The 25,512-nt window shown below is 46.2% G+C and carries 19 protein-coding genes and 1 riboswitch; of the genes, 6 read left to right on the top strand and 13 right to left on the bottom strand.

Translation table 11 applies throughout. The annotated features are described in order from the left end of the window. Window positions 1-89: 89 nt before the first annotated feature. From dnaE to IEU85_RS01915, 9 genes are all read right to left on the bottom strand, one after another. Window positions 90-3,680 (bottom strand): DNA polymerase III subunit alpha, encoded by a 3,591-nt coding sequence (gene dnaE, locus IEU85_RS01955; protein WP_188354549.1) that lies wholly within the window; start codon window positions 3,678-3,680, stop codon window positions 90-92. 139 nt (window positions 3,681-3,819) lie between these two features. Continuing rightward, window positions 3,820-4,728 (bottom strand): RluA family pseudouridine synthase, encoded by a 909-nt coding sequence (locus IEU85_RS01950; protein ID WP_188354548.1) that lies wholly within the window; start codon window positions 4,726-4,728, stop codon window positions 3,820-3,822. Window positions 4,729-4,751: 23 nt separating this feature from the next. Beyond that, entirely contained in the window at window positions 4,752-5,288 is a 537-nt protein-coding gene (locus tag IEU85_RS01945) for a signal peptidase II (protein WP_188354547.1), read from the bottom strand. Then, the gene (locus tag IEU85_RS01940; RefSeq protein ID WP_188354546.1) at window positions 5,281-6,465 is read right to left on the bottom strand and encodes a DivIVA domain-containing protein; all 1,185 of its coding nucleotides are present in this window, start codon (window positions 6,463-6,465) and stop codon (window positions 5,281-5,283) included. Before IEU85_RS01940 ends, IEU85_RS01945 begins: the two co-directional genes overlap by 8 nt. A 185-nt stretch (window positions 6,466-6,650) precedes the next feature. Beyond that, window positions 6,651-6,950, bottom strand: a complete 300-nt coding sequence (locus IEU85_RS01935; protein ID WP_188354545.1) for a YggT family protein — start codon at window positions 6,948-6,950, stop codon at window positions 6,651-6,653. A 57-nt stretch (window positions 6,951-7,007) separates the two neighbouring features. Further along, entirely contained in the window at window positions 7,008-7,478 is a 471-nt protein-coding gene (locus tag IEU85_RS01930) for a cell division protein SepF (RefSeq protein WP_188354544.1), read from the bottom strand. 25 nt (window positions 7,479-7,503) lie between these two features. Continuing rightward, the gene (gene ftsZ, locus IEU85_RS01925; protein WP_188354543.1) at window positions 7,504-8,703 is read right to left on the bottom strand and encodes a cell division protein FtsZ; all 1,200 of its coding nucleotides are present in this window, start codon (window positions 8,701-8,703) and stop codon (window positions 7,504-7,506) included. Window positions 8,704-8,803: 100 nt separating this feature from the next. Beyond that, entirely contained in the window at window positions 8,804-10,033 is a 1,230-nt protein-coding gene (dusB, locus tag IEU85_RS01920) for a tRNA dihydrouridine synthase DusB (RefSeq protein ID WP_188354542.1), read from the bottom strand. Then, a complete protein-coding gene (locus tag IEU85_RS01915; protein ID WP_188354541.1) occupies window positions 9,975-11,486 on the bottom strand; it encodes a glycine--tRNA ligase in 1,512 nt (503 codons plus the stop codon). The genes dusB and IEU85_RS01915 overlap by 59 nt, the downstream gene beginning before the upstream one ends. A gap of 299 nt (window positions 11,487-11,785) precedes the next feature. Then, window positions 11,786-11,885: riboswitch (TPP riboswitch) on the top strand. On the opposite strand from IEU85_RS01915, the gene thiM reads away from it, so the two are divergent. The 6 genes from thiM (at window position 11,879) to IEU85_RS01885 (ending at window position 20,126) form a co-directional block, all read left to right on the top strand. Next, a complete protein-coding gene (gene thiM, locus IEU85_RS01910; RefSeq protein WP_229714684.1) occupies window positions 11,879-12,814 on the top strand; it encodes a hydroxyethylthiazole kinase in 936 nt (311 codons plus the stop codon). It overlaps the preceding riboswitch by 7 nt. 85 nt (window positions 12,815-12,899) lie before the next feature. Beyond that, window positions 12,900-14,006 carry a thiamine phosphate synthase gene (locus IEU85_RS01905; protein WP_188354540.1) on the top strand — a complete coding sequence of 369 codons (1,107 nt, stop codon included), beginning with the start codon at window positions 12,900-12,902 and terminating at the stop codon, window positions 14,004-14,006. A gap of 171 nt (window positions 14,007-14,177) precedes the next feature. Continuing rightward, a complete protein-coding gene (locus IEU85_RS01900) occupies window positions 14,178-15,227 on the top strand; it encodes a LacI family DNA-binding transcriptional regulator (protein WP_188354539.1) in 1,050 nt (349 codons plus the stop codon). Between the two features lie 149 nt (window positions 15,228-15,376). Next, entirely contained in the window at window positions 15,377-16,891 is a 1,515-nt protein-coding gene (locus tag IEU85_RS01895; RefSeq protein WP_188354538.1) for a glycoside hydrolase family 32 protein, read from the top strand. A 168-nt stretch (window positions 16,892-17,059) separates the two neighbouring features. After that, complete coding sequence (locus IEU85_RS01890) at window positions 17,060-18,370, top strand: MFS transporter (RefSeq protein ID WP_188354537.1); 1,311 nt, start codon at window positions 17,060-17,062, stop codon at window positions 18,368-18,370. Between the two features lie 199 nt (window positions 18,371-18,569). Then, window positions 18,570-20,126 (top strand): glycoside hydrolase family 32 protein, encoded by a 1,557-nt coding sequence (locus IEU85_RS01885; RefSeq protein WP_188354536.1) that lies wholly within the window; start codon window positions 18,570-18,572, stop codon window positions 20,124-20,126. A 110-nt stretch (window positions 20,127-20,236) separates the two neighbouring features. Here IEU85_RS01885 and IEU85_RS01880 read toward each other — a convergent pair whose 3' ends face one another. The 4 genes from IEU85_RS01880 to IEU85_RS01865 form a co-directional block, all read right to left on the bottom strand. Continuing rightward, window positions 20,237-21,031, bottom strand: a complete 795-nt coding sequence (locus IEU85_RS01880; protein ID WP_188354535.1) for an isoprenyl transferase — start codon at window positions 21,029-21,031, stop codon at window positions 20,237-20,239. A 4-nt stretch (window positions 21,032-21,035) separates the two neighbouring features. Continuing rightward, window positions 21,036-21,776, bottom strand: a complete 741-nt coding sequence (gene recO / locus IEU85_RS01875) for a DNA repair protein RecO (RefSeq protein WP_188354534.1) — start codon at window positions 21,774-21,776, stop codon at window positions 21,036-21,038. 76 nt (window positions 21,777-21,852) lie between these two features. Further along, the gene (locus tag IEU85_RS01870) at window positions 21,853-23,640 is read right to left on the bottom strand and encodes an alpha/beta hydrolase family protein (RefSeq protein ID WP_229714683.1); all 1,788 of its coding nucleotides are present in this window, start codon (window positions 23,638-23,640) and stop codon (window positions 21,853-21,855) included. A gap of 119 nt (window positions 23,641-23,759) precedes the next feature. Then, complete coding sequence (locus IEU85_RS01865; RefSeq protein WP_188354533.1) at window positions 23,760-25,352, bottom strand: DivIVA domain-containing protein; 1,593 nt, start codon at window positions 25,350-25,352, stop codon at window positions 23,760-23,762. Window positions 25,353-25,512: the final 160 nt, after the last annotated feature.

Below are 25,512 nucleotides of genomic sequence, written 5' to 3'. Positions count from 1 at the left end.
TTTCCACAAACAGTGTCGAGCTGAACAAGCATTTTTCTCACAGTACGGTCTTTTCTCTTCTGTTGGACGTGCGTTTACATCCATTACAATCACAATGTGCTTGGTAAACAAGCTGGACCAAATACTGTTTTTAATTCAGCAAATAACGCACTTTCACGGGCAATCCTAAAATTGTCTCCCAAGGTCATTACCGTTACTTTGCCTGAATCATGCACCAAAGCAAGACGCACTTCACAATTGCCAGGATAGGCATGCAGCACATGAGTGAGCGACTGTACTCGGGCTTGATCTAAGCCTGTTGCCGGGAAAAGCAACACTAATGGCTTCGTATCCTGTGCTTCTAATGATGGCACCTGCATATCCTGAGCACGCAGTGATACAGTCTCATCTCTTGCCTCTGCGAAACCACGAATTTGCACCACTGTGTCGAGCACTAATTGTGAAGCATGTTCTTCATATGCTTTGCCAAAGAATAGGCATTGCATAGAGCTTTCCATATCCTCGATTGTTACTAATGCCCAAGGATTACCTTTTCGGGAGACTTTACGCTCGACAGCAGTGATTAGTCCAGCTACAGTAACAAGCTCACGTTCTTGCAGTTGGTCAGCTCGATCAATCAACTGTGCTAACGAATAATCACGCAAACCAGCCAAAATTGATGCCATACCGCTTAGCGGATGATCGGAAACATACAATCCCAGCATTTCGCGTTCAAAATTGAGCTTGGTTTTCTTATCCCACTCCTCTATCTGCGGCACAACAATGCCTGCGTCTTGCAGTAAGTCCTCCTGCTCGCTTTCATCGCCAAAACTTGAGAACAAATCGAATTGTCCTTCTGCTTCTTTGCGTTTCAGCGGCACTACTTGATTGATGGCTGACTCGTGAATGGTTACTAATGCCCTACGGTTTGGGTCAATAGAGTCAAATGCCCCTGCTTTAATCAGCGACTCCACTAATCGTCTATTTAATGCTGTTAATGGGACGCGCTTAATATAGTCTGCGAAATTCACAAATTTGCCGCGTGAAGAGTTACGTTCAGCAATAATATCTTCAACAGCTTTATCACCAACATTTCTAATTGCACCCAAACCAAAGCGCACTACATCACCTACTGCTGAGTATTCCAGTACTGACTCATTAACGTCTGGAGGCAAAACCTTAATACCCATACGGCGTGCTTCACCGAGATATAGTGCTGTTTTGTCTTTGTTCGTGCGCTCGTTTTGCAACAGTGCTGCCATAAATTCCACAGGATAATGCGTTTTCAAATACGCAGTCCAATATGAAATCAAGCCATATGCTGCGGAATGTGCCTTATTAAAAGCGTAGCCTGAGAACGGCACGAGCACATCCCACACCGCTTGTGCAGCTTCTTCAGAGTAGCCATGCTCTTTCATACCTGCAAAGAATGGCACCTTTTCTTTAGCCAGTACTTCTGGCTTCTTCTTACCCATAGCACGGCGCAACACATCTGCCTTACCAAGCGAATACCCGGCCAAAATACGTGCTGCAGACTGCACCTGTTCCTGATAGACTATCAGACCATAAGTCTCATCCAGCACCTCTTTTAACGGTTCACTTAATTCTGGATGTATTGGTTCAATCTGCTGTAATCCATTCTTACGCTTGGCATAATTATTATGCGAGTCCATATCCATAGGACCTGGACGATACAGAGCAATCAGTGCAGAAATATCATTAAAGTTATCGGGCTTCAAACTTTTCAGTAGCGCCCTCATACCATCAGAATCCAGCTGGAACACACCCAAAGTATCCCCTCGAGCTAATAATTCGTAAGTTTGCTTATCATCCAATGGGATTTTGGTATAGTCGATTGCCTCTTTACCATTACGCTCAATATTTCGTAAAGTATCGCGAATTACCGTCAAATTAGATAGACCTAAAAAGTCCATCTTAACCAAACCTAGTGTTTCACAAGTATGGTACTCAAATGTGGTCGTCACCGTACCGTCTGTGCGTTCAAGTAACGGAGACGTATCAGTAATTGGCTCGGAACCCATAATCGTCGCGCAAGCATGCACACCGGTTTGGCGGATCAGACCCTCGATACCTTTTGCTTGCTCGGTAATACGAGCAGCATCAGAATTCGATTCGATAAGCTCACGGAATTCTCGCGCCTCATCGTAGCGTTTAGAATGCTCATCAAAAATATCAGAAAGCGAGGCATCTTTACCATTTTTGCTCGGAGGCAGCGCTTTGGTAAGAGTTTCACCCATCGAGTACTCGTAACTCATAATACGTGCAGCATCTTTAAGAGCCTGTTTCGTTTTAATCGTGCCATAAATCACACATTGTGCTACCTTGTCGTGACCATACTTATCAGCCACATACTCCAATACTTTTGCCCTGCCATCAGGATCGAAATCAGTATCGATATCAGGCAAAGAAACACGTTCAGGGTTAAGGAACCTTTCAAAAATCAAACCATGCTCAAGCGGATCCAGCTCGGTAATACCCATCGCATACGCCACCATGGAACCAGCTGCTGAACCACGACCAGGACCTACCATTACGCCATGTGCTTTTGCCCAGTTAATATAGTCAGCAACAACAAGGAAGTATCCGCAGAACTGCATCTGGCAAATAACACCACATTCATAGTCAGCCTGTTGCAATACATATTCAGGCACATTGCCGTTATACCGGGCTTCCAAGCCTTCTTCAACTTTTTTCAAAAAGAGTGATGTCTCATCCCAACCCTTAGGACACGGGAATTGCGGCATAAAGGCGCCATCTTCATTATCATCAAACATTACGTTACAGCGTTCAGCTATACGTAGTGTGTTATCGCAGGCTTCAGGAAATTCCTTAAATAAAGATCTCATTTGCTCGGCGGTGCGGATAAAATATCCGGAACCATCAAACTTGAAACGGTCTGGTTCGTCAAGCTTAGCATTGGAATTAATGCATAACATGGCATCTTGAGCACTACTGTCTTCTTCAAGTACATAATGAGAATCATTCGTTGCAAGAAGTGGAGCATTCAATCTTTTTGCAATCTCCAGTAAATCTTTAGTTACACGGCTTTCTATCTCTATGCCGTGATCCATGAGCTCGATAAAGAAACTATCCTTCCCAAAAATATCCTGCATTTCTCCTGCATAGCGTAGAGCCTCATCAAACTGACCTAAACGAATGCGCGTCTGAATAACTCCTGACGGGCAGCCAGAAGAAGCAATAACTCCTTTTGAGTAGGTAGACAGTAACTCCTTGTCCATACGAGGATAACGCATCACACGACCCTCAAGATTTGCACGCGATGAAGATTTCATGAGGTTTACAAGACCCTCATCATTTTCTGCCCACAGCGTCATATGCGTGTACAAACCGCCGCCGGAAACATCATCAGGATTACGTTTACGATGCTTCTCATCCATATCTGGATTCCACTGTGTATCCCAATTCACACGACTTGGATCACGTCTGGAAGTTTCAGGAGTAACATACGCTTCAATACCAATAATCGGCTTTACACCCTGCTTCACACAGGTAGACCACATTTCATATGCGCCATGCATATTACCATGATCAGTAATGGCTACTGCTGGCATACCTAATTCACGCACGCGAGAGACAAGATTAGGAATTTTACTTGCACCGTCAAGCAAAGAATAGTGCGTGTGATTATGCAAATGTACGAAATTTGAAGAAGCAGCCATGCGTACTACCATACCGAAAAACTACACATGTGCAAGTAGCACTTCTATATCAGCTTAAATTACAAACAATTATGGCGTTTCGCCTCACCTTAGACAAAACGCCATACAGTTTGCATCTGCAAAACCAAAAAACCATGCTTTACGCACGAATTACTGCTAATGCATGTGAAAGGTCAGGCGGGTAAGTGGAATCGACTGTAGTCCATACTCTGGTACGAGGATGACGGAATTCCAAGCGCATAGCATGAAGCCATTGACGATCGAGACCAAGGCGTTGTCCTAACTGTGGGTTTGCGCCATACATTGGGTCACCCACCAAAGGATGACCGATAGAAGACATATGCACGCGAATCTGGTGCGTACGCCCTGTTTCCAGCCCCACTGCCACTAAAGTAGCCTCTCCAAAACGCTCAAGCACATCCCAATGAGTGATAGCCTCTTTTCCGGCAGGAGTAATGGTGAATCGAAAATCTCGCACACTATCCCTACCAATAGGTGCATCAATGGTTGCGTGATCTTGTTCTAAATTGCCCTGTACTAGCGCATGATAGGTCTTTTTCACTTCGTGTTCGGAGAATTGCCGGCGCATCTCCTTATACGCAAGCTCGGATTTACATACAAGCATCAGCCCGCTTGTACCCACATCAAGACGGCTGACAATACCTTGCCGTCCAGGAGCACCATATTCAGTAATATGCACGCCACGATCTAATAACGAGCCTAATACCGTTGGTCCTGTCCAACCCACAGACGCATGTGCTGCAACTCCTACAGGCTTATCGACAACAACAATATCATCATCTTCAAATACGATAGCCATATCCTGCGCTACAGGTTCTTGCTGTTCTTGCACAGGAGCGATATCAAACTCTACAAGGTCGCCAGCTTGTAAAATAGTAGCTCGGTCATAGCTTCTTGCAACGAGCCGAACCTGTTGCGTATCGATATAGTCACGTGCGCGAGTACGAGACTCTCCCATCATTTTGGCAACAGCGACGTCAAAGCGCTGACCTATAAGCGCATCAGGAGCTGGAACAATCGATTGCATGACTACCTCAAAGACCTTTTAGCTCACTTGTTGTCGTCTTGTGACTGTGTCTTATGCCATAGCCCAGAGGGTACAGCGCAAATAGTTAACACTACAATGCCAACCGCAGCAATAACAAGCCAAATATCAGCAACATTACCAATAGACCAGCCGTAATCCAAAAAATCAACAACATGTCCATCGAGGAAGCCTTTGGCATAGTACACTCGATCCGTAAAATTACCGAAAGCTCCAGAAGCAGCGAGTGATAAGCAAACAGTCCACCATAAAGATGTGGCACGCACAGCAGCAACACTGAGAGCAACCGCAGCAATTAAAGCAAATATGGCAAGCACTGGGGTCACTGCAGATCCCATGCCTAAGGAAGCGCCGGGATTACCAATCAAACGCAGTGACAGTACATGTGGAATAACTGTATGTACACTGCCATCACCCAGCAGCTTAATAGCAAGCCATTTTGTCCATCGATCAATACCATATGACACTAATAGCAATACGACAAAAACAGCCGTGTAATGACGCGGCTGTTTTGTCGAAGTGTCAGAACGTGAATCACTCATCTACTGGTTTATTCTCCATAGACTGGTAATTGTTGGTTCCAGAAATCTGGTCGCGCAACTGACCCAAGAATTCGGTCAAGCGGCTACGATACTCAGTCTCAAACTGCTTAAGACCTTCAATATTGCCTTCAATAACCTTAGAGTCGGTGTACAGCTTCTCCTTTACCTGCTCAGCGTAGGAATCTGCACCCTGACGAGTACGACGATCATACTCATCAGCAGCATTACGAATCTGCTTGGAGTACTCATCTCCATCAGCGCGAGTCTTCTTTGCATAGGCTTCGCCATCGGCACGAGTCTTCTTGGAGTACTCATCTGCCTCTTGACGGGTCTTAGATGCATAGTTATCGGCCTCATTATGCACACGCGTTGCATAATTATCAGCATCAGTGTGAGTGCGCTTTGAGTATGCATCTGCCTTCTGTACTGCCTCTTCCAATCGAGCATTACCATCAGCAATATACTGATCGCGCTGAGTCTTGCCCTTATCAACATACTGGTCATGCAGCTGCATAGCCAAAGCCAGCATTGCGGTAGCACGTTCTGGCTCAGTAGAAGCAGTAGCACCTGCACCAGCAATCTTGCGCAAACTACCAGTTTCTGTGCTTGGCTCAACCTTAGCAAGCTGTGCACGGAGCTGTTCTTCACGCTTGCGAGATTCTTCGAGTTCAGCAGTGAGCTTAGCAACCTGCTCACCTGCTTCGCCACTAGAAGCTAAGCGCTGTTGCAAAGTCTGAACCTGCTGCTGTGAGGACTGCAACTGGTTAGCAAGCTCTGCAGAACGCTTACGCTCTTCAACCAAGGCAGAGGCATCAGCATCGCCTTGAGCAGACTGTTTTGTGAGCTGGTCAATCTGAGCATTGAGCTGATCGACTTGACCTTTAAGCTGTTCGTTCTGCTGAGCAAGCGTAGTCACGCGATCATCAGCATCTGCTGACTGGGCGCTTTTCAGCTGCTTATTTTCCTCAGTAAGTTGTGCAATTTTTTCATTTAATTGAGCAACATCCGGGCCCAAGGACTGCGTAGAACCAGACTGGACAGCTTGACTACTCAAAGCTTCAACAGTCTCGGTTACTTCATCGAGGAAGTCGTCAACTTCGTCGATATCATAGCCTTCCTTGAAACGTACCGTCTGAAACACTCGATTTCGGATATCATTTGGTGTTAGCAGAGCCATAGCGGATCGCGACCTCACTCTCAGCTGATGACAGCGTCGTAAAACTTACTTTCTCGTGCCTATGCTAGCACGAACTCATCCCTCATGGTGGTAATTTCGCGCAAAAACATGAGTTTTTTCAAGAAATACCCTACTTATTTCACTATACATACTTCTTCGCATGCGCATTATCACTTGCGTCACCGCTAAATAATGATACGCAACACAGCAAGGATAAAATACAACACAATAAACGCAATATCAAGGGAGACTGCGCCAAGAGGCACAGGAGGAATGTACCTACGCAAGAAGCGCAAAGGCGGCTCTGTGAGCTGATAGATAAGCGATATCAGTGTTGCAATAACTCCTTGTGGACGAAAACTTGGGACAAGAACCAGCACCCAATCCACAATCATACGAACGAACAACACGGTAATATACGCATCAATCAGCCATCGTGCGATAGAACGAATAGCTAGAATAATTGATATTGCGAGATACGACATGGCTTAAACATACCGATACCCGTGGAATTGCCACGGGTATCTTATATGCAATCAAACTTACTTGTTGAATAAATCAGTATTATCGCTATCTTCTACATGGATATCGACCTGTGCAGGAGAAAGCAAAAATACGCGTGGTGTAACGCGCTCTATACGTCCACGAACACCAAACACCACTCCTGCAGAAAAATCAACAATGCGATATGCAATTTTCTCGTCCACACCGGTAAGATTCAGCACTACTGGAACGCCATCTCGAATAGCACGACCCACCTGTTGTGCTTCCTCATACGTTTTCGGATGAATCGTGGTAATCCTTGACAGCTTACCCTTAAATGCTGATGCACTAGTCGCTTTTGCAGTAGTAGTTGCTTGCGGGGTATGCTGGACAGGAGGCGTTACAGTACGGTCATTGTCAAAGCTTTGATTTGCCTTTCCCGTTTCCTCACGCTGCTGAGGCGCTTCATCATCGTCTGCAATATCAGAAAGCGCAAAATACGACATCGCATTCTTCATAAAGCCAGCCATACTATCTCCTATCCTTTAGCCTCTACTATCGCAAGAAGTCAGGAATAATTTGTTCATCGTCTTCAAAGTCATTACCCTGATATGGACTATGATGCTCTGGGGCGAACCCTGAAGGCGCTGGCGCCTGAGTATCGAGGTGCAATTCAGGCACACGAGGCAGATTCGAAGGTTCAGACTCAGCTGGCTGCGCAGCAGGCTCAGGAGTAGTTGGCGCAGCATCAGTTGTTAGTGTCGGCATCGGAGTTGGCATTGGCTTGTCTTTGACCAATTCAAAACCAGCAGCAATAACTGTTACACGCACCTCATCACCAAACTCATCATTCAAAGTAAGACCCCAAATAATTTGAGCCTCAGGGTGAATAGAGCTGCTGACCACCTTCACTGCTTCATTCACTTCAAGCATGCTCAAATCAGTTGGGCCTGCAACATTAACCAAAATGCCATGAGCGCCATCGATTTGAGCTTCCAACAATGGAGAGCTAATAGAGATTTCGGCAGCCTTTGCCGCACGCTGTTCGCCACGAGCTGCACCGATACCAAAGAGTGCTGTGCCAGAATCCTTCAAAATTGCGGTAACATCAGCAAAATCAGTATGAATATAAGAATTAGATGTAATAATATCAGTAATGCCCTGCACACCAGCAAGCAATGCAGAATCCGCAGTTTTGAATGCGTCAATAATAGTAATGGTATGGTCTGCAAGTTCAAGCAGGCGATCATTTGGAATAACAATAATCGCGTCTACTTCCTTGGAAAGATTTTCAATACCAGAAGCTGCTGATGCTGCGCGGCGAGGACCTTCAAAACTAAATGGCCTCGTCACCACTGCAATAGTCAATGCACCGAGTTGACGCGCACAACGCGCCACTAGTGGACTTGCACCTGTACCAGTACCGCCGCCTTCACCACAGGTGACGAATACCATATCAGCACCCTTAAGCGCTTCTTCAATATCTGACTGATGATCCTGAGCTGCTTTAGCACCTTTTTCAGGGTCTGCACCCGCACCTAAGCCGCGGTCTTTTTCGTCAGAAAGTGCAATCTTCACATCTGCTTCGGAACGCATCAAGTCCTTGGCATCAGTGTTAATAGCAACGAACTCAACGTTCTTAAGTCCTTCTGCGACCATGCGGTTCACTGCATTACCGCCGGCGCCGCCAACTCCAACCACCTTGATGACGGTTCTATCGTCTATGGTTACCTCGTTCTGGGCTTTGTCGCTCACTGTATGCTCCTGTCACTCACGATTATGCACAACTCTATCGCAAATCTTAGCCTAAACGTGTTCACATGTCCGCGTGTTGCACATTATTTTCTCAACTTTGTTAATACGAAGCGTCCAAGGGGTCAGCTCCAATAACCTGTTCACGCTCCTCTTGGGTTAAATGCTGGGAATCTAACCATCCTTGAGGAAGGTGCACTTTTCGAGCAAAACTCGTTCGCCCTCGCGGCTTGTCCTGAATTTGTTCAGGATAAGCAATATCTGGATCAAATTGGCTAAGCACACGCTCAACATCAACTAATGATTCGCAAGACATTAATGCCTGACGAGTAGAACCTCCCACAGGGAAGCCTTTGAGATACCAACCGACATGCTTACGCAAATCACGCACAGCCATCTGCTCATTGCCATGGTAAAACTCAACCAGTAACTGTCCATGACGCACAATCGTTGCTGCAACCTGACCTAGAGTAGGACTTGGTGGCAAAGGTTCTCCTGCAAATGCTGCTTTAATATCAGCAAAAATCCAAGGACGACCTTGGCAACCTCGACCAATAGCAACCCCAGCACAACCGGTTTGCGTAACCATATCAATGGCATCTTGTGCACTGAAAATATCACCATTGCCGAATACTGGAATATCTAATGCCTGGGCTAAGCGAGCAATATGTTCCCAATGCGAATGCCCACCATAATACTGCGCGGTTGTTCTTGCATGTAAAGTAACTGCTGCACACCCAACATCCTGCGCAATCTTACCAGCATCAAGATAAGTGGTATGCTCATCGTCAATACCAACTCTAAATTTTGCAGTTACAGGAATCCCTGCAGGCTCGCACACACGCACAACTGCTTGTAGTACATCTTTGAGTAAATCAAGTTTCCAAGGCAGAGCCGAACCGCCACCACGGCGCGTAATTTTTGGCACAGGGCAACCAAAATTTAAGTCAATATGGTCAGCCATATGTCCATCAACTACCATACGTGTTGCTTGCTCCATAATAGAAGGAGAAACACCGTATAGTTGCAAAGAGCGCACGCGCTCAGTTGGAGCAAATTCACAGAGTTGCAACGCTTTAGGATTGCCAGCAACTAGAGCACGAGATGTTACCATTTCTGCCACATAAAGCCCATCAGGGCCTTGCTCTTCACACAAGACCCTGAATGGCCAGTTCGTCACCCCCGCCATTGGCGAAAGCACAACTGGAGTTGGAACGTCGATATTACCTAATCGCACAGCAGGTAATAACGACGCAGTACGTTCACTGGTGGATTTATTCACCACCGGCCTCCTCAACCTGTACTGGTGTAAATGCCTGACCTTGTTCTGCATTAACGTCAGCACTACCATCTGCCCCAGCATTGCCCGTAATATCAACAGGTCCTTCTGGGTAACGAGTACGCTTCTCACTAATGCGTTCAGCAACATAACGTTCTACTTGGTCAAGGGCTACACGCTCTTGTGTCATAGTATCGCGATCACGAATCGTTACTGCCTGGTCATCGATCGTATCAAAATCAACAGTAATGCACAATGGAGTACCGATTTCGTCTTCACGGCGATAACGACGTCCAATCGCACCAGCTTCATCGTAGTCAATCATCCAGTCGTTCTGGCGCAAATCTGCTGCCAAATTATGAGCAATAGTCTGCAACTGAGGCTTCTTACTCAGTGGCAATACAGCTGCCTTCACCGGAGCCAGGCGCGGGTCAAGACGCAATACTGTACGGGTATCAACACCACCCTTGGTATTTGGAGCTTCATCAACATCGTAAGCATCGACCAAGAATGCCATCAGCGAACGGGTAAGACCTGCAGCTGGTTCGATAACATATGGTACAAAACGCTCACCAGTAGCCTGATTGAAGTAGCTCAGGTCTTCGCCTGAATGCTTCGAATGAGCAGTCAAATCATAATCAGTACGATTGGCAATACCTTCCAACTCACCCCACTGGGATCCTTGGAAACCAAAACGATACTCAATATCAACAGTGCGCTTGGAATAATGGCTTAACTTAGCCTTTGGATGCTCATAATGACGCAGATTTGCCGGATTGATACCCAAATCCACATACCACTGTGTGCGCATATCAATCCAGTACTGATGCCATTCTTCATCAGTGCCTGGAACAACAAAGAACTCCATTTCCATCTGCTCAAATTCGCGAGTACGGAAAATAAAGTTTCCTGGAGTGATCTCATTTCTAAAGCTCTTACCCATATTGGCAATGCCGAATGGAGGCTTTGAACGAGATGAAGTCATCACATTCTTGAAATCAACGAAAATACCCTGAGCAGTTTCTGGACGCAAGTAGTGTAAGCTATTTTCATCTTCAACAGGACCGAGTGATGTACGCAGCATCATATTAAAATCGCGTGGCTCAGTCCACTTGCCTTTAGCACCACAATCTGGGCAGACAATTGAAGCTAATCCATCAGCTGGCTCAGCGCCATGCTTCTCTGCATAGGCTTCTTCCAACTTGTCCTCACGATGACGCTTATGGCAGTTCAAGCATTCAATCAGCGGATCGTTAAATACGCTCACATGCCCTGAAGCAACCCATACAGCTGGAGGTAGAATAATGGATGTATCAACACCGACTACATCTGATCGCGTGGTAACCATTGCACGCCACCACTGACGCTTAATGTTATCCTTTAATGCCACACCCAATGGACCATAGTCCCAAGCGGAGCGAGTACCACCATAAATCTCACCTGCTGGGAACACAAATCCACGTCGTTTTGCTAACGATACAACCGCATCAAGCTTTGATTCAGCCACGATGTCACCTTTCGGCCATTCACATGCATATAACGCGACTAACTCTAATGCGTGACCATGACACTGTAAGCATTCATACTTTGCGCACTAATGGTACATAATCGACGCTCAAATAGTTCTTGTTAGCACCGAGATAGTTGCTTAATCTAGTATTAAAACTTTACTATTAGCCTCGTTATACATCTCAGCCCTCGTTATATTTCAACGCTCCTTTGAGCGTGCATACCCATTGCAATACATGTAGTAACAACACCATCTTGCATAATTACAAAGTTCCATTACAATAAACGTTGTATTCAAAGCGAATGCAGGGGTACGTGCATGCACGTTGAGATGGAGTAATCCAACCCTTTGAACCTGTTGGTTAATACCATCGTAGGGAGCAGTAAGCTATGGCTAAACTTAGCATATCTTATTTTGACCATCAAACTCATGAAACTACTCATGAATCCGAGCCTTCTACAGTGAGTTCTACTCTTTTGTCCCATGCCATGAGACAAGCAGCTGAGACATTACGTCAGCAAGCGCCACTTGCACTATCACTAACTAATACAGTAACTATTAATTTTGTCGCCAATGCTCAGTTGTCGGCAGGAGCTGTTGCTGCCATGGTTACGAGTGCCAGTGAAGTGGAAGATATGTTCCGCGCTGGAGCAGCACAAGGCATGTATATGAATTTGGGGACGCTGCAGCGTGAATATGAAACTGAATATCCACTAGCTGCAAAAGTAGCGAACGAGTACCATATTCCATGGGTGCTAGACCCAGTAGGTGTTGGCGCTGGTGCTGTGCGTACTAGCATTGTGAACGCGCTGGCCCCGAATCCTCCAACAATTATTCGCTGTAATGCATCTGAGGCGATCGCTCTTGCACAAGCATGGCAGCTTGAAGTGTCACAATCAGCAACGCAAAGTGCCCATGAGCATCATGTTGGCGTCGAGTCTCACGATGATGTCGATAGCGCTATTGCTGCAGCTTGTGCACTTGCCCAGTATTGCCATGGTTGCGTTGCTATTTCTGGCGAAGTCGACGCCATTGTTGATGAACAGCATTGCTATCGACTGCATGGTGGCTCTGCCATGATGACCAAAGTAACTGGTGCAGGATGTTCGCTTGGTGGCGTAGTCGCTTCATATGCATGTATTGCAGAGCCAACATTGGCAGCTCTAACAGCGAGCGCGCATTATAATATCGCCTCTGCTCGAGCACAACAATATGCTGGCGGACCAGGTTCTTTCGCTAGTGCATTTCTCGATGAGCTCTATAAAGTTACGCCACAGGATTTGGTACAAGAAGCCGCAATATCTGCAATATCTGTTGACTTTTAGGTATTGGGTTGTGGGCACCAGCCTATTGGACTATCAATATTGTCAAGTTACTAGAGTTTTACTAGAGTTTACGAATTGAGAAAAAATGAGCCGGTATTGTGATATTTCATCATATTTGGTGGTTGGACCAGAAGATACTCATGGTCGCCCGGTGGTTGATATTGTACGTGTAGCATTGCAGGCAGGCATTACAATGGTGCAGTTGCGTGCAAAACATAGTGATGCCAAAGCAATGATTGCCTTATGCGAGCAGATTGCTCAATGTATTGCTCAGGAGGGCAAGCAGGAGCAAGTCAAATTTGTTGTCGATGATCGCCTCGATGTGGTACTCGCAGCACGCGACGCTGGTATTCGCGTTGATGGTATTCATGTCGGGCAGTCAGATATTCCTGTTCAAGTGTGCCGCAAGCTACTTGGCCCTGATGCTATCGTAGGATTAAGTGCTCATACTGTAGATCTTATCTCTATGATTACAGAGCTTGAACCGGGAATTATTGACTATGTTGGCGCTGGCGCTTTGCACCCAACATCAAGCAAAGCTGATGCACATCTGATAGAGAATGCAAGTGAAGATTCGCATGCTTTGGCGGATATTGCAGCCCTATGCCATGTATGCCCCTACCCTGTTGTGGTAGGGGGTGGCGTAACCGTAGCTGATTTGCCACAGTTAGCACAAGCGGGAGCGCAAGGCTGGTTTGTGATTTCTGCTATTGCAGGGGCAGATGATCCTTATCGTGCTGCAAGTGAGCTGGTTAGTACTTGGAGAGAAGTTACGAAGGATACTAGCACTCCTGACCAATCTCACGAAGTTTCTGTAATTGATTCGACTAATGTAGTTGATTCTGCTGCTTCGACTGCTAAGACTGACGACAAAGACACCTATATTAATACCCTCGCTCAGGTTGCTATCTGGCCAGTTGGCACCGGTGAAGAATTAAGCTCTCATGTTGCTCAGGCCGTCGCTATTATTCACCAGAGTGGACTTCCTGCACACACCCACGCTATGAGTACCGATATGGAAGGTGACTTTCCTAATGTTATGCATACCATTGAGCAGGCAATACTTGCTCTCTACCACGCTGGTGTGCGCACCCAAGCAAGTATTCAGCTTGATTTGCGTGCAGGGGTGCGCAATCAGATTCATGAAAAAGTTACCGCAGTAGAGCGTATTTTGCAGCAAGATGTACGCTAAATCGTGTGCTACATCATGTTCTGAGTTCAAGATGCGTCTCATCAATCAATCCATTTTGATAACCACTAATCTGCATAAATGAATAATGCGTGACACGCTGGAGAGTATGGAGTTTGCAAGGTTTTTCCATACTCTCCTTTTTTCAGCTATTTTTTTGTTACCCTTAACAGCATGGCTACTTTGCGACAAATTGCTGAACAAACCGGGGTTTCTATTTCCACTGTTTCTTTAGTGCTCAATCACCGTGATCAAGGTCGCGTGAATCCTGAAGTAGCTCAGCGCATTCGTCTGGTAGCACAACAACTCGGATACCGACCTAATACGCTTGCACGGTCGCTACGTACCAACCGTAGTCATATTTTGGGCTTTATTAGTGACGAAATTGCTACTACCCCATATGCTGGTCGCCTTATTTTAGGCGCACAAGATGCAGCGCGATCTATGAACTACATGCTGTTTACTGTTAATACAAACGGCGATAGAACTTTAGAAGAGCACGAAATTGACGCCTTAAAACAGTATGGTGTTGAGGGCTTTATCTATGCTCGCATGTTTCATCAGGCCACTACTATTCCTTCGTCTTTACATGATGCACCAACTGTGCTTGTTGATGGTTTTGATGTTGATCATCGTGTGCCTTCTATCGTCCCTGATGAGCGTGCTATTGGTTTTGATGCTACTGAATATTTAATTCAATCCGGAGCACAGCGTATAGCCTATATTGGTGCTGCTGACCGAGTAACTATTGCCGATACATTACGTTACGAAGGATATACACGAGCATTACGGCAATATCGTATCAACCACGATATGGCACTTACCACTAGCGTAACTTTCAACCAAGCCGCTCAGGATAAGGTTAGCGCTTTGATTGAGCAAGAGCGCCCAGATGGGGTGCTGTGCTTTAACGATGCTCGTGCTTGGTATGTGTATTTTGCTGCTGCTCAATTAGGATTGCGAATTGGCAAAGATCTTTCTGTAGTTGGAGTAGATAATCATCGTGTCAGTGCAGAGACTATGGCACCGCGCCTGACCACCGTAGACTTACCTCATTATGAAATGGGGTATTGGGGTGCGATGCGACTTATTAGCATGATTGAACAGGATGATAAGTCAGCACATATACCGCAAGCGTTGCGCGATACTCTACCAAATCTGCAAGAGCAAGAGGCTCATATTCATTGCACATTGTTGAAAAAAGACTCAGTTCGGCATCAATAACATACCAAATATGCGATCAAGATATTATGAGTAGCCAGTTACCGACAAAGCAAAAGAGCAACCGCAAGCATAACACCACGTCGTAGTACAAACTATATTGCTTACACAGGGTATAACTAAAATCTGAGGAATGTGTTAGGGGGAAACATATGAGTGAGCAGAGCGCCACCATAGCAAGCAACGTAGTGGCAGCTAGTAGCCAAGTGAACCAATACGTATCGTTAGAGCAGGCGCAACGTGTCTTAGACCAACAGGCAGCACAGCGCAATAATCGCTGGTATCCACGGTTTCATATTGCTCTGCCTGCAGGAAAAACTGCGCAGCCATTTGGATTATGTTATTTTCAAAACCGCTGGCATGTGATGTTTCAATCCAATATTGATAGCTTGTCAGATGATGCGCCATATGTTGCTCATGTTTCAAGCGATGACCTTATCCACTGGCAGTCTGAGCCTCTCCTACTTGCCCCTGATGCTCCAGAAGATAACGGCGGCATATACGCAGGTTCTACAGTAGTAAGCGATGACGGACAGCTCTGGATTTTTTATACTGGCACTCATTGTGATGATGATGGCACCTATGATAATATCTGCGCGGCAGTCAGCACTGACGGTGTTCATGCAACCAAGCTGGGAGCAGTGATTGAGTGTCCTGAGGGCTACCGCGCTTTTCGTAACCCTCGTGTAAGCCGACTTCAGCAGCATTGGGTTATGGTTGTGGGAGCGAGCACTGATGATCACCGTGGTCAAATCTTGAAATTCACTTCTGATAATTTACGCATTTGGCACTTTGACGGTGTGCTATATCAGCACCCAAATCCTGGTGTGTATATGCTGGAATCCCCTGATTTCTTTAGTATTAAGGCTCCTGACGGCCATGATGCGTGGGTTCTTGGTTTTTGTGCACGCGGCGAGCATCCTAATGGCTTTTCTAGTAGAAATCTGCGTAATGCTGGCTATATTATTGGCGATTACACTGCAGATGGATTTATTGCTCGTACAGAATTCCGCATGTGGGATTGGGGACATAACTTTTATGCGCCTACAACGGTTGCTGCCCCTGATGGCAGGAGGCTTCTGATTGCATGGATGAGTTCGTTTGTCCCACCAATTGTGACCGCTATGGAAGATGGTTGGTGTGATCAGCTTTCGTGCATACGTGAGATAATGCTTGACGAATACCACTGTCTGCGTTTCCAACCATTACGTGAGTCACAAGCATTACGCTATAGCACACAAGAATTTGGTGCGATGTGTATTGCAATTAATCAAACTATACAACTTGCCGACCGTATCGAAGCTGCGGAAGTGATTGTCGATATCAATCTTGATGCCTCTACTGCAGAACGTCCTGGTATTAATGTGCATGTTAATGGTGAGGGGCATTGCAGTGTGTATTACGATAAACTGATTAATCGTGTCGTACTTGATCGCGCAGCAAATCCGCATGGAGACCGTGGATATCGTGCGGCGCCATTTACCAGTCAACGTTTACGTTTGCATATTCTTTTAGATGCTGCGTCTATAGAAGTATTTGTCAATGATGGAGAGCAAGTACTTTCTTCATATTCGTATCCGCATGAAGGTCCTACTTCCCTGTGCTTGAGTAGCGAATCAGGAACTATGGATGTGGAGCATATTACCTTGCACCGTTTGCGCGTGTAGTTTCGAACGTGTAGTCTATAAAGTTCTTGTGCAACACGCCGATTTGCAAGCGTCAATACACTGCGCCATAATTTAAGTCAATCGTTTTACGTCAAACGTTTGATGTATGGATTCACCATACCAGCCGGTTACAGTAGTACCGCAAGGTAGCGGATCAGAGGAGACACCATGAATCGGTTCACCACACCATTTAAATCCCCGTCCTATTTACAGAGCTCACTAGGCATTTTTATGTTCTTCTGCTCATGGGGTATCTGGTGGTCATTCTTCCAGCGTTGGCTCAACACCATCGGTCTTGATGGAGCCGAAGTTGGACAAATCTATTCCATTAACTCACTGGCAACCCTGATTATCATGTTTGTCTACGGCACTATTCAAGATCAGCTTGGTATTAAGCGCCGTCTCGTAGTTATCGTTTCTGCAATTGCAGCTCTTGTAGGACCATTTGTCCAATTCATTTACGCTCCTATGATTCTCGCCGGCGGTAGCACTCGCTTTATTGGCGCACTGATTGGCTCCGTTGTCCTCTCTGCAGGATTTATGGCAGGCTGCTCACTCTTCGAGGCCTTCACAGAACGCTACTCGCGTAAATTCGGTTTTGAATATGGTCAATCACGTGCATGGGGTTCCTTCGGTTACGCTATCGTCGCCCTTATCGCTGGACATATTTTCAACGTTAACCCACTGCTTAACTTCTGGATCGGCTCTATTTTTGGTGTTGGTATGCTCTGCGTTTACCTCTTCTGGGTACCAGCAGAACAGCGAGAACTCATTAAGCAAGAAGCCGATCCAAATGCTGCGCCAACTAATCCTTCATTCAAGGAAATGATTCATGTACTAAAAATGCCAACGCTGTGGGTGCTTATTGTCTTCATGCTGCTTACTAACACGTTCTACACCGTATTCGACCAGCAGATGTTCCCAACATACTATGCTAGCCTGTTCCCAACTGTAGAAATTGGTAACGCAACCTACGGCACGTTGAACGGTATTCAGGTATTCTTGGAATCCGCTATGATGGGTGTAGTACCAATTATTATGCGCAAAATTGGCGTGCGTAATGCCCTCTTACTCGGCGCATTTGTAATGTTCGCTCGCATTGGCTTGTGCGGCGTATTCCATGATCCAGTCGGCGTATCCATTGTCAAGTTGTTCCATTCTATCGAAGTGCCACTCTTCTGCTTGCCAGCATTCAGGTATTTCACCTTGCACTTTGACACCAAGCTTTCTGCTACGCTGTACATGGTTGGCTTCCAGATCGCTTCCCAGGTTGGGCAGGTAATTTTCTCCACACCACTTGGTGCATTGCACGACAAGCTGGGAGATCGACCAACCTTCTTCACTATCTCTGCTATCGTGTTAGTAGCATTGATTTACGGACTCTTTGTTATCAAGAAAGACAATGAGTCTGTAGAAGGTGATCCATTCTATACTGATAAGCAATTACGCGAGCGTCAGGCACAAGGTATCACTGACTAAGGAACATACATCAGCGCGACTTCCTGTGTAGTACAGCATATTAAACCGCGAGTTTCTGCACAGGAAGTTGCCTCCACAAGGCAGTGTTCACACAACACAGCTAGGTCCGTATTTTCAACTACCAGTTACACTCAATTACACAAAACTAGATGTAATCTCATCTGCAATATATTGCAATGCACTCAACGAAGAGGTACTCATGAACGAATTACTTACTCCGCACGAATTCACTAATCACGATGCAGCGTTAGCTAAAGCCGAACAAGGTGTCGCCAATCTTGCTAGCGTACGCAATAACCGCTGGTATCCTCGATTCCATATCGCTTCAAACGGCGGGTGGATTAACGACCCTAATGGATTATGCTATTACGGCGGGCGCTGGCATGTTTTTTACCAATTACACCCATATGGTACGCAATGGGGACCAATGCACTGGGGACATGTTTCTAGTGAAGATATGTTGCATTGGCAACGCGAACCTATTGCCTTTGCGCCAAGTCTGGAAGAAGAACGCAACGGCGTATTCTCAGGATCAGCAATTGTCGACGAACATGGCGATGTACGATTCTTCTACACTGGCCACCGCTGGGCCAACGGTACAGACAACACCGGCGGAGAGTGGCAAGTACAAATGCTTGCCACCCCAGAGAATCCAAACGATGCTCATTTGCAACGCTTGACTAAGCGCGGCGTAGTAGTGGACTGCCCACGTGAGCAAGTACACTGGCATTTCAGAGATCCAAAAGTGTGGAATACTGATGGCACATGGTATATGACTTTCGGTGTTTCTAGCGCAGACCAGCGCGGTCAAATGTGGCTTTATACCTCGACAGACCTTGAGCATTGGAGTTTTGATCGCGTACTCTTTGAGCATCCTGATCCAAATGTGTTTATGCTTGAATGCCCTGATTTCTTCCCTGTTACTGCTCCTGATGGTAGCCAAAAATGGGTTATCGGATTCTCCGCTATGGGAGCAAAAGCAGATGGGTTCATGAATCGTAATACTAATAATGCAGGATACATGATTGGTACCTGGAATCCAGGCGAATCGTTCCAGCCTGAGACTGAATTCCGCTTGTGGGATTGGGGTCATAACTTCTATGCTCCACAATCTTTTACTGCCCCAGATGGTCGACAGATTATGTACGGATGGATGAGCCCATTTGTGCAGCCAATTCCTATGGAAAACGATGGCTGGTGTGGACAGCTCACTCTTGCCCGAGAAATCACTCTCGGTGAAGATGGTGATTTGCACACTACCCCAATGCGCGAGCTAGAAGGGTTGCGCGGCTCTACCAAGGACTTTGACAATAGTACTCTAGGCGTAAATGAGGAACTGCTTATTGCAGATACTGCTACTGCCACTGAGCTTGAAATCGAGTTTGATCTTACTCAATCTACTGCTGAACGTATCAGCTTACATGTACACGAAACGCAAGATGGTAGCTTTACCAACGTTGCTTTCGACGCACAAATGGGCAGAATAGTGCTTGATCGTGTAGCTAATGCTCGCGGAGACAAGGGATACCGTGCTGCACCACTTGATGCTGCTGAGCTCCAGTCTAGTCATTTACGCCTGCGTGTTTTTGTTGACCGCGGCAGTGTCGAAGTATATGTAAACGATGGACATCAGGTACTCAGCTCGTATTCACTACCTTCAAGCGGTCCACGTGCTATTCGACTAATTGCTGAATCAGGAACAGCAACTATCAATCGACTAGTGAGGCACGAGCTCAAGTCCATAGGCTTAGAGTAATAGTCTGTAAGTGCTTATAGCTAGATATGGTAATAGGGGTAGCAACCGCTACCCCTATTACAATATTGCTGACTCATAATTCCAAATGCACGAAGTGCATACAGTACGCACTACTTTGCCTTAACCCCACCAAAACGACGATCACGCTGAACATAATGTTCAATAGAGCGCCATAACACTTCCCTGCCGCATTCAGGAAAAAGCTCAGGAACAAAATCCAGCTCAGCATAAGCAGCTTGCCAAGGCAAGAAATTAGAAGTGCGCTGCTCGCCAGATGTACGAATTACCAAATCACAATCAGGAATATCCGGATTATACAAGTGATCGGCAATCATGCGCTCAGTCACACGGTCGCCAGAAATCTTGCCATCACGAATCTGTTTTGCAATACTTGCCGCAGCATCCGCAATTTCCGCCCTACCACCGTAATTGATACAAAATACGACATCAATCACGCTATTATGCTTGGTGCGTTCCATCGCAGACTCAAGTTCGGTAATTACTGACTTCCATAGACGAGGCCTTCTACCAGCCCAACGCACACGTACTCCCCACTCATCCATTTGAGCAACACGTCTGCGAATAATATCACGGCTAAAACCCATCAAAAAGCGCACTTCTTGCGGCGAGCGCTTCCAATTTTCAGTAGAAAATGTATACAGGCTTAAATAGCGCACACCAGCTTCAATAGCTCCAGCAATAGTGTCAAATACTACAGGTTCTGCGGCTTGGTGACCTTCGGTGCGTATCAATCCACGCTGCTGTGCCCAACGACCATTACCATCCATAATAATGCCAACATGTTTTGGCACTGTCCCTTTGGGAAAGCTTGGAATACGCTCAGGATGAGCGAACGGCGCATCAGGTACGTCCAGCGACTTGTAGTCAACGTGTTCAAAAGCCATACTACTAATCTAACAGGCGTGCAGAACGAATAGGCTTTTCTAAATAAAATTGTGCCCAATGTTCAACAATTGGTAATGCTATATGGCGTGTTTGGTCAAATAACGGCTCCTGAGCATTTGTATCAAGCATCTGCCAGTTACCGGCAAGCCATAATTTCAATGTTTGTAACACACCTTGATCAATATGCCTTGCGTCAGGGGTTCTATCAAGCGAACACATTACACCACCAGAAGCATTGGATAGCGATGTCAGCTTATCGGTTCTGCCACATACCACACAAGCATCTAAGCGCATTTGCCAGCCCGCTAACGCTAACGCGCGTAATATATACGATGCTGTGATATCAAGACTATGATGTAACTGCCTAGAAAGCGCAGAGATAGCAGCAACTGCAAGCGTGTACTGTTCTTCATCAGGTTCATCAAGAGTTGCAACTACACTTTCAGCAACTTCTGCAATAACATTAGCTGCAATATAACATGAATATTCTTGCGTAATAGCGTCAGCATATGCAGCAATTGTGGCACTTTGAGAGATGACATCGAGAGAACGACCTGTGGCAATAAGCACATCTTGGCGCATGAATGGTTCTAGTCGACCGCCGAACCGCGAACGCACTTTGCGCACGCCTTTTGCTACAGCTCGCACTCTGCCGTGATGTTTGGTAAGTAATGTGATAATACGGTCAGCTTCGCCTAAATCAATGCAATGCAAAACTAATGCTTCATCTCTATATAATGGCACGCTACCCTACTATTCCAACTCGTTGCTATTGCTTACCGCTATCCTCATGTTAGTGTGTTGCAAAACCAGTACATCACTACCAGTAAATATACAGTCCCCAGAATGCTAGTACAAATAGTTGCAACATCATCGTCACGCAAAGCGTAATAAAAACAATAATACCAAGCCTCGTAGTTGCAATGACTGGGATATGCCCATGTCCTGGTTGCTGCTGTAATTGCTTATTGAGACTGACTGCTTCGATAATGCGTGCAAAAACTCGCGCCCACGCCCAGACAACTACTATTGCAGCAGCTTGCAGCACATACCAACTCCAGTAAATCATTCCCGGACGAACAGGAGCAGCCCCCCAAATCAACGAAACAATGCGCATAATAATTTGTCCGACTGCTGCACAAAACAGTACTACAGAACCAAGCGTCACCGAACATATAGTAATAAGCACTGCTCGAAAACCATGAACGAAACCAATGCGCGCGCTTTTATGCTTGCATACAAACCAGAGTTTGCGCAGTAGCATAGCAATACCAAGTAACAGGGTAACTACTAGTGCAAGCAATGCACCAATATGCAACAGAGCACCATATATTGTTAATGCCCGATGTCCATGTAGCGAAGTTGGCACGCTCATCGGTTGGTGAATAGTAGCCCCAGCAATAACTGCGGAAGTCTGACGAGCGCCCAGCACCGTGCCTACTGCCCAATCCACCATATCGCGTTCATAAAAATCAGCCAGTGGTGTACCTTCTGTGGCTTCATCACCAAGTCGAATAACATGATTAGCCATGCTATAGACGCGCACACTCACATTCGTGTTGCCATCGCGATGTGCTAGTGACTCAATAGTTCGTAAGCCATCAGCCTGCGCGGTCATCACATCCTTATCACCGTATGCTACCAATGTTGCAATACCATACGAATTAGGAAGCCCTACCTGAATATCTAGATTCGTCAGACCTACAATTGACGGATCGGCACTAAATACCCTATCCACAAATGCTTTATACCCGTCATGCGCTCCAATAATAGCCAAATCTTGCGCTACGAAAAATCCAAGTGAATGCCGCGGCGTGAACACCATAGGCGAAGGTAAAATTTGAAAAGCAATGCGTTTGTCAAATTGCAACATCAATGGTGCAATCCAAGTAGCCTCACTTGTAGCATAGAGTCCAACATGATTCCCATCAACTTCAGGGAGCGAACGCAAATACTCTACAACTTGATCATAAGCGTGTGCCGAACCAGGATAATCGCGGCTAATATCAGTAGTATTCCACACTGGTTTATCTACTCTGGCAGTAACAAAGCCAGCGGAAGCGAGGTCAGCAGATACATCACCAAAGGAGTTTTGAGCTGTACCATACCCTGCGCCATGCATAAAAACTACAGCAGGTAGTATATGGTTAGCAGGCTTAGATTGCGGTAATTTAGGGGCATCAATAATAACATGCGCACGCTGTGTTAGGCCTGTTGATGGTTGAACGAGATTGATCCATGTATCTTTTGATTCCACTTCATACGAGCCCAAGTGAGGCACTTGACCTAAATACTGTAGTAACTTTGCCCCACTTTCACTGACTTGTGTGGTATCAAAAGTTACAGCAGTATCAGCATCTAGCGTGCGGATAGCATTTGCAGATTCATGCGATCCGTTTGGTACTGTGGTAATCATGGAAACCGCACAGAGCAAAGCCATCAGTACCACAAAAATCGGTAGACTTACTACTATGCGCTTGCCAACACTCCAACGCTCGGTAGACTGCTGTGCCGACGTTGTGTTATTAGCATCGTCTTCAGCAACCGTTTGCTGTGCAGCATGAGGCGTAGTTTTAGGATCCTCATGTTGCCGTTGACATATTTGCATGATCTACCATTTGCTTTCGTACAGGTTTTCATCAAAATGCCCATTGCATAACACAATGGGCAAATGAGAAACACAATGTCATTCGACGCAGCACGTGTACTTACCTACGTCGAATACTGTTAGCTTAAACGCGGTTGTGCAGCATCCTCTTCTGGAGTATCAGCACTCGGGAATACCAAGTTGGGAATGTGGAAATCATTAGATTCGATACTATCCATGCCAAGTAGTTTGGTGAAATAATCATCATCAATAGGAGCAGCTGAGCTTGCATCTTGATCTTGATGCTGGTGCTCTTCTGCACCTTGTGCTTGAGCATCTACCTTTTCACTAGCCTGATTAGCAGCTTCTTCGCGAATATCTGCCGATGTGGATTCATGTGCCGTGGAGCTTTGTTGTTGCGCAGCATCTTGCTGCTGCACAGAAGAGGCACTACCAAACTCAGGATCATCGAAAATCGGAGTAAACGAAGTAGTCCGCTCTCCTTCTTGCTCCGGTTCCTCCTGATACTTCGCTTCATCATTACGCTGGGATTGCGGTTGCTGAGTACTAAACTCAAAGTTAGCAGGAGCAAACACAGGAGGCTGAGCTACAGCCGGCTGAGACGCGTTAGATTGCAACACGGACTGTGCTTCTGACTGCGACACCTTGTCTACACTGAACTGCTGCATTGCTGACTGCTGCGATGGTTCAGATTGAGCATCTTGATTAAAAATAGCCTGTTCTTGACGGCGCAATGCCTCAAACGAGTTGGATTCGTCATCGGTAAGAGAAGATATCGAAGAAGAAGCATCACGAACATCCTGAGCTGGTACATTACTTACAGAAGCCTCTGTAGTTGCAGCAGCGTTAAAAATAGAAGTTTGCTGGCGAGCTTGAGTAGCACCATCTGCCAACGTTTGTGTAGCTGAGTATTGGCTTACATAGCCGAACTCTGGGTGCTCTTCCTCTCGCTGACCTTCAACTGTAGCCTGAGGGAATAGCGGCACAACAGGATGCAGAGCCTGCGTTGCAGCATCAAAGGCATCACTTTGCTGCTCAGCATCACGAGATTCTTCAATATGATCAAGTGACTCTTCCAGCCTTGCATACGATTCCAATCGAGAAAAGACCTGAATAGCCCTATTTAAGTAGGCATCTACCTGGCGCTCTGCATAGCCATGCTTGCCTTTACGCTGTGTAAAAATCACATTAGCAATGCTCGATGCAGTAATTTGCGAATCAGCCTGAGCTGTTTCATTATCCTGGGGCTGCTCATCAAAGCCAAGCTCGCGATTAAGCTTGCCCACAATTTGATCCACAAAGCGATCCACTTGCTTACGATCGTATGAAGGCTTGCGTGCTGGACCATCAGCAAAACGCTGCTTAGCTGCACGACTGGCACGTGGAAGGAGCGTCTGAGCAAGTGATTGTGTCTGTGCTTGCCATGCCACGCGACCTGCTTGAGCAACATCCCATTGCGTTTGCTTGTCTACAACTGCATTTTCAAGACGATGTAACGCTGCATCAACTTGGCTAATCACATAACCATTCTTTTGCAAAGAAAACGCTGTATTTTGAATATCAGACTGAGAAATCTTTGGCTCGTCTTCTTCATACAAGGCATGAACGCGCTCTAAAAATTCATCAACTTGAGAGGTATCATACCCCCACTTGCGCTTGCCTGCTCTCGCAAGGGTTGAGCCATTATGCTCCTGCTCGGACGCTTTGGCCATGCCAACCTCCTTCAGTGGGAAAACTTCTACCAGATACAATACTCGATATGCTGGTCGAGTGCTGAACATGGTGTGCCATCTACGGGTTTACTCTGGCGACTACTATACGACAACACGCTGATGCTTTCCACTAATAACACGAAAATCTCTATTTCAACAC

This window comes from Galliscardovia ingluviei (assembly GCF_014635685.1).
Classification (GTDB): domain Bacteria; phylum Actinomycetota; class Actinomycetes; order Actinomycetales; family Bifidobacteriaceae; genus Galliscardovia; species Galliscardovia ingluviei.
This window is presented reverse-complemented; position numbering and strand designations above follow the sequence as displayed.

Excerpts from the sequence above, each read along its gene's own strand:
- dnaE (WP_188354549.1), bottom strand. The coding sequence starts at position 3,680 with ATGGCTGCTTCTTCAAATTTCGTACATTTGCATAATCACACGCACTAT.
- IEU85_RS01950 (WP_188354548.1), bottom strand. The coding sequence starts at position 4,728 with ATGCAATCGATTGTTCCAGCTCCTGATGCGCTTATAGGTCAGCGCTTT.
- IEU85_RS01945 (WP_188354547.1), bottom strand. The coding sequence starts at position 5,288 with ATGAGTGATTCACGTTCTGACACTTCGACAAAACAGCCGCGTCATTAC.
- IEU85_RS01940 (WP_188354546.1), bottom strand. The coding sequence starts at position 6,465 with ATGGCTCTGCTAACACCAAATGATATCCGAAATCGAGTGTTTCAGACG.
- IEU85_RS01935 (WP_188354545.1), bottom strand. The coding sequence starts at position 6,950 with ATGTCGTATCTCGCAATATCAATTATTCTAGCTATTCGTTCTATCGCA.
- IEU85_RS01930 (WP_188354544.1), bottom strand. The coding sequence starts at position 7,478 with ATGGCTGGCTTTATGAAGAATGCGATGTCGTATTTTGCGCTTTCTGAT.
- dusB (WP_188354542.1), bottom strand. The coding sequence starts at position 10,033 with ATGCAGAACAAGGTCAGGCATTTACACCAGTACAGGTTGAGGAGGCCG.
- thiM (WP_229714684.1), top strand. The coding sequence starts at position 11,879 with ATGGCTAAACTTAGCATATCTTATTTTGACCATCAAACTCATGAAACT.
- IEU85_RS01905 (WP_188354540.1), top strand. The coding sequence starts at position 12,900 with ATGAGCCGGTATTGTGATATTTCATCATATTTGGTGGTTGGACCAGAA.
- IEU85_RS01900 (WP_188354539.1), top strand. The coding sequence starts at position 14,178 with ATGGCTACTTTGCGACAAATTGCTGAACAAACCGGGGTTTCTATTTCC.
- IEU85_RS01895 (WP_188354538.1), top strand. The coding sequence starts at position 15,377 with ATGAGTGAGCAGAGCGCCACCATAGCAAGCAACGTAGTGGCAGCTAGT.
- IEU85_RS01890 (WP_188354537.1), top strand. The coding sequence starts at position 17,060 with ATGAATCGGTTCACCACACCATTTAAATCCCCGTCCTATTTACAGAGC.
- IEU85_RS01885 (WP_188354536.1), top strand. The coding sequence starts at position 18,570 with ATGAACGAATTACTTACTCCGCACGAATTCACTAATCACGATGCAGCG.
- IEU85_RS01880 (WP_188354535.1), bottom strand. The coding sequence starts at position 21,031 with ATGGCTTTTGAACACGTTGACTACAAGTCGCTGGACGTACCTGATGCG.
- IEU85_RS01870 (WP_229714683.1), bottom strand. The coding sequence starts at position 23,640 with ATGCAAATATGTCAACGGCAACATGAGGATCCTAAAACTACGCCTCAT.
- IEU85_RS01865 (WP_188354533.1), bottom strand. The coding sequence starts at position 25,352 with ATGGCCAAAGCGTCCGAGCAGGAGCATAATGGCTCAACCCTTGCGAGA.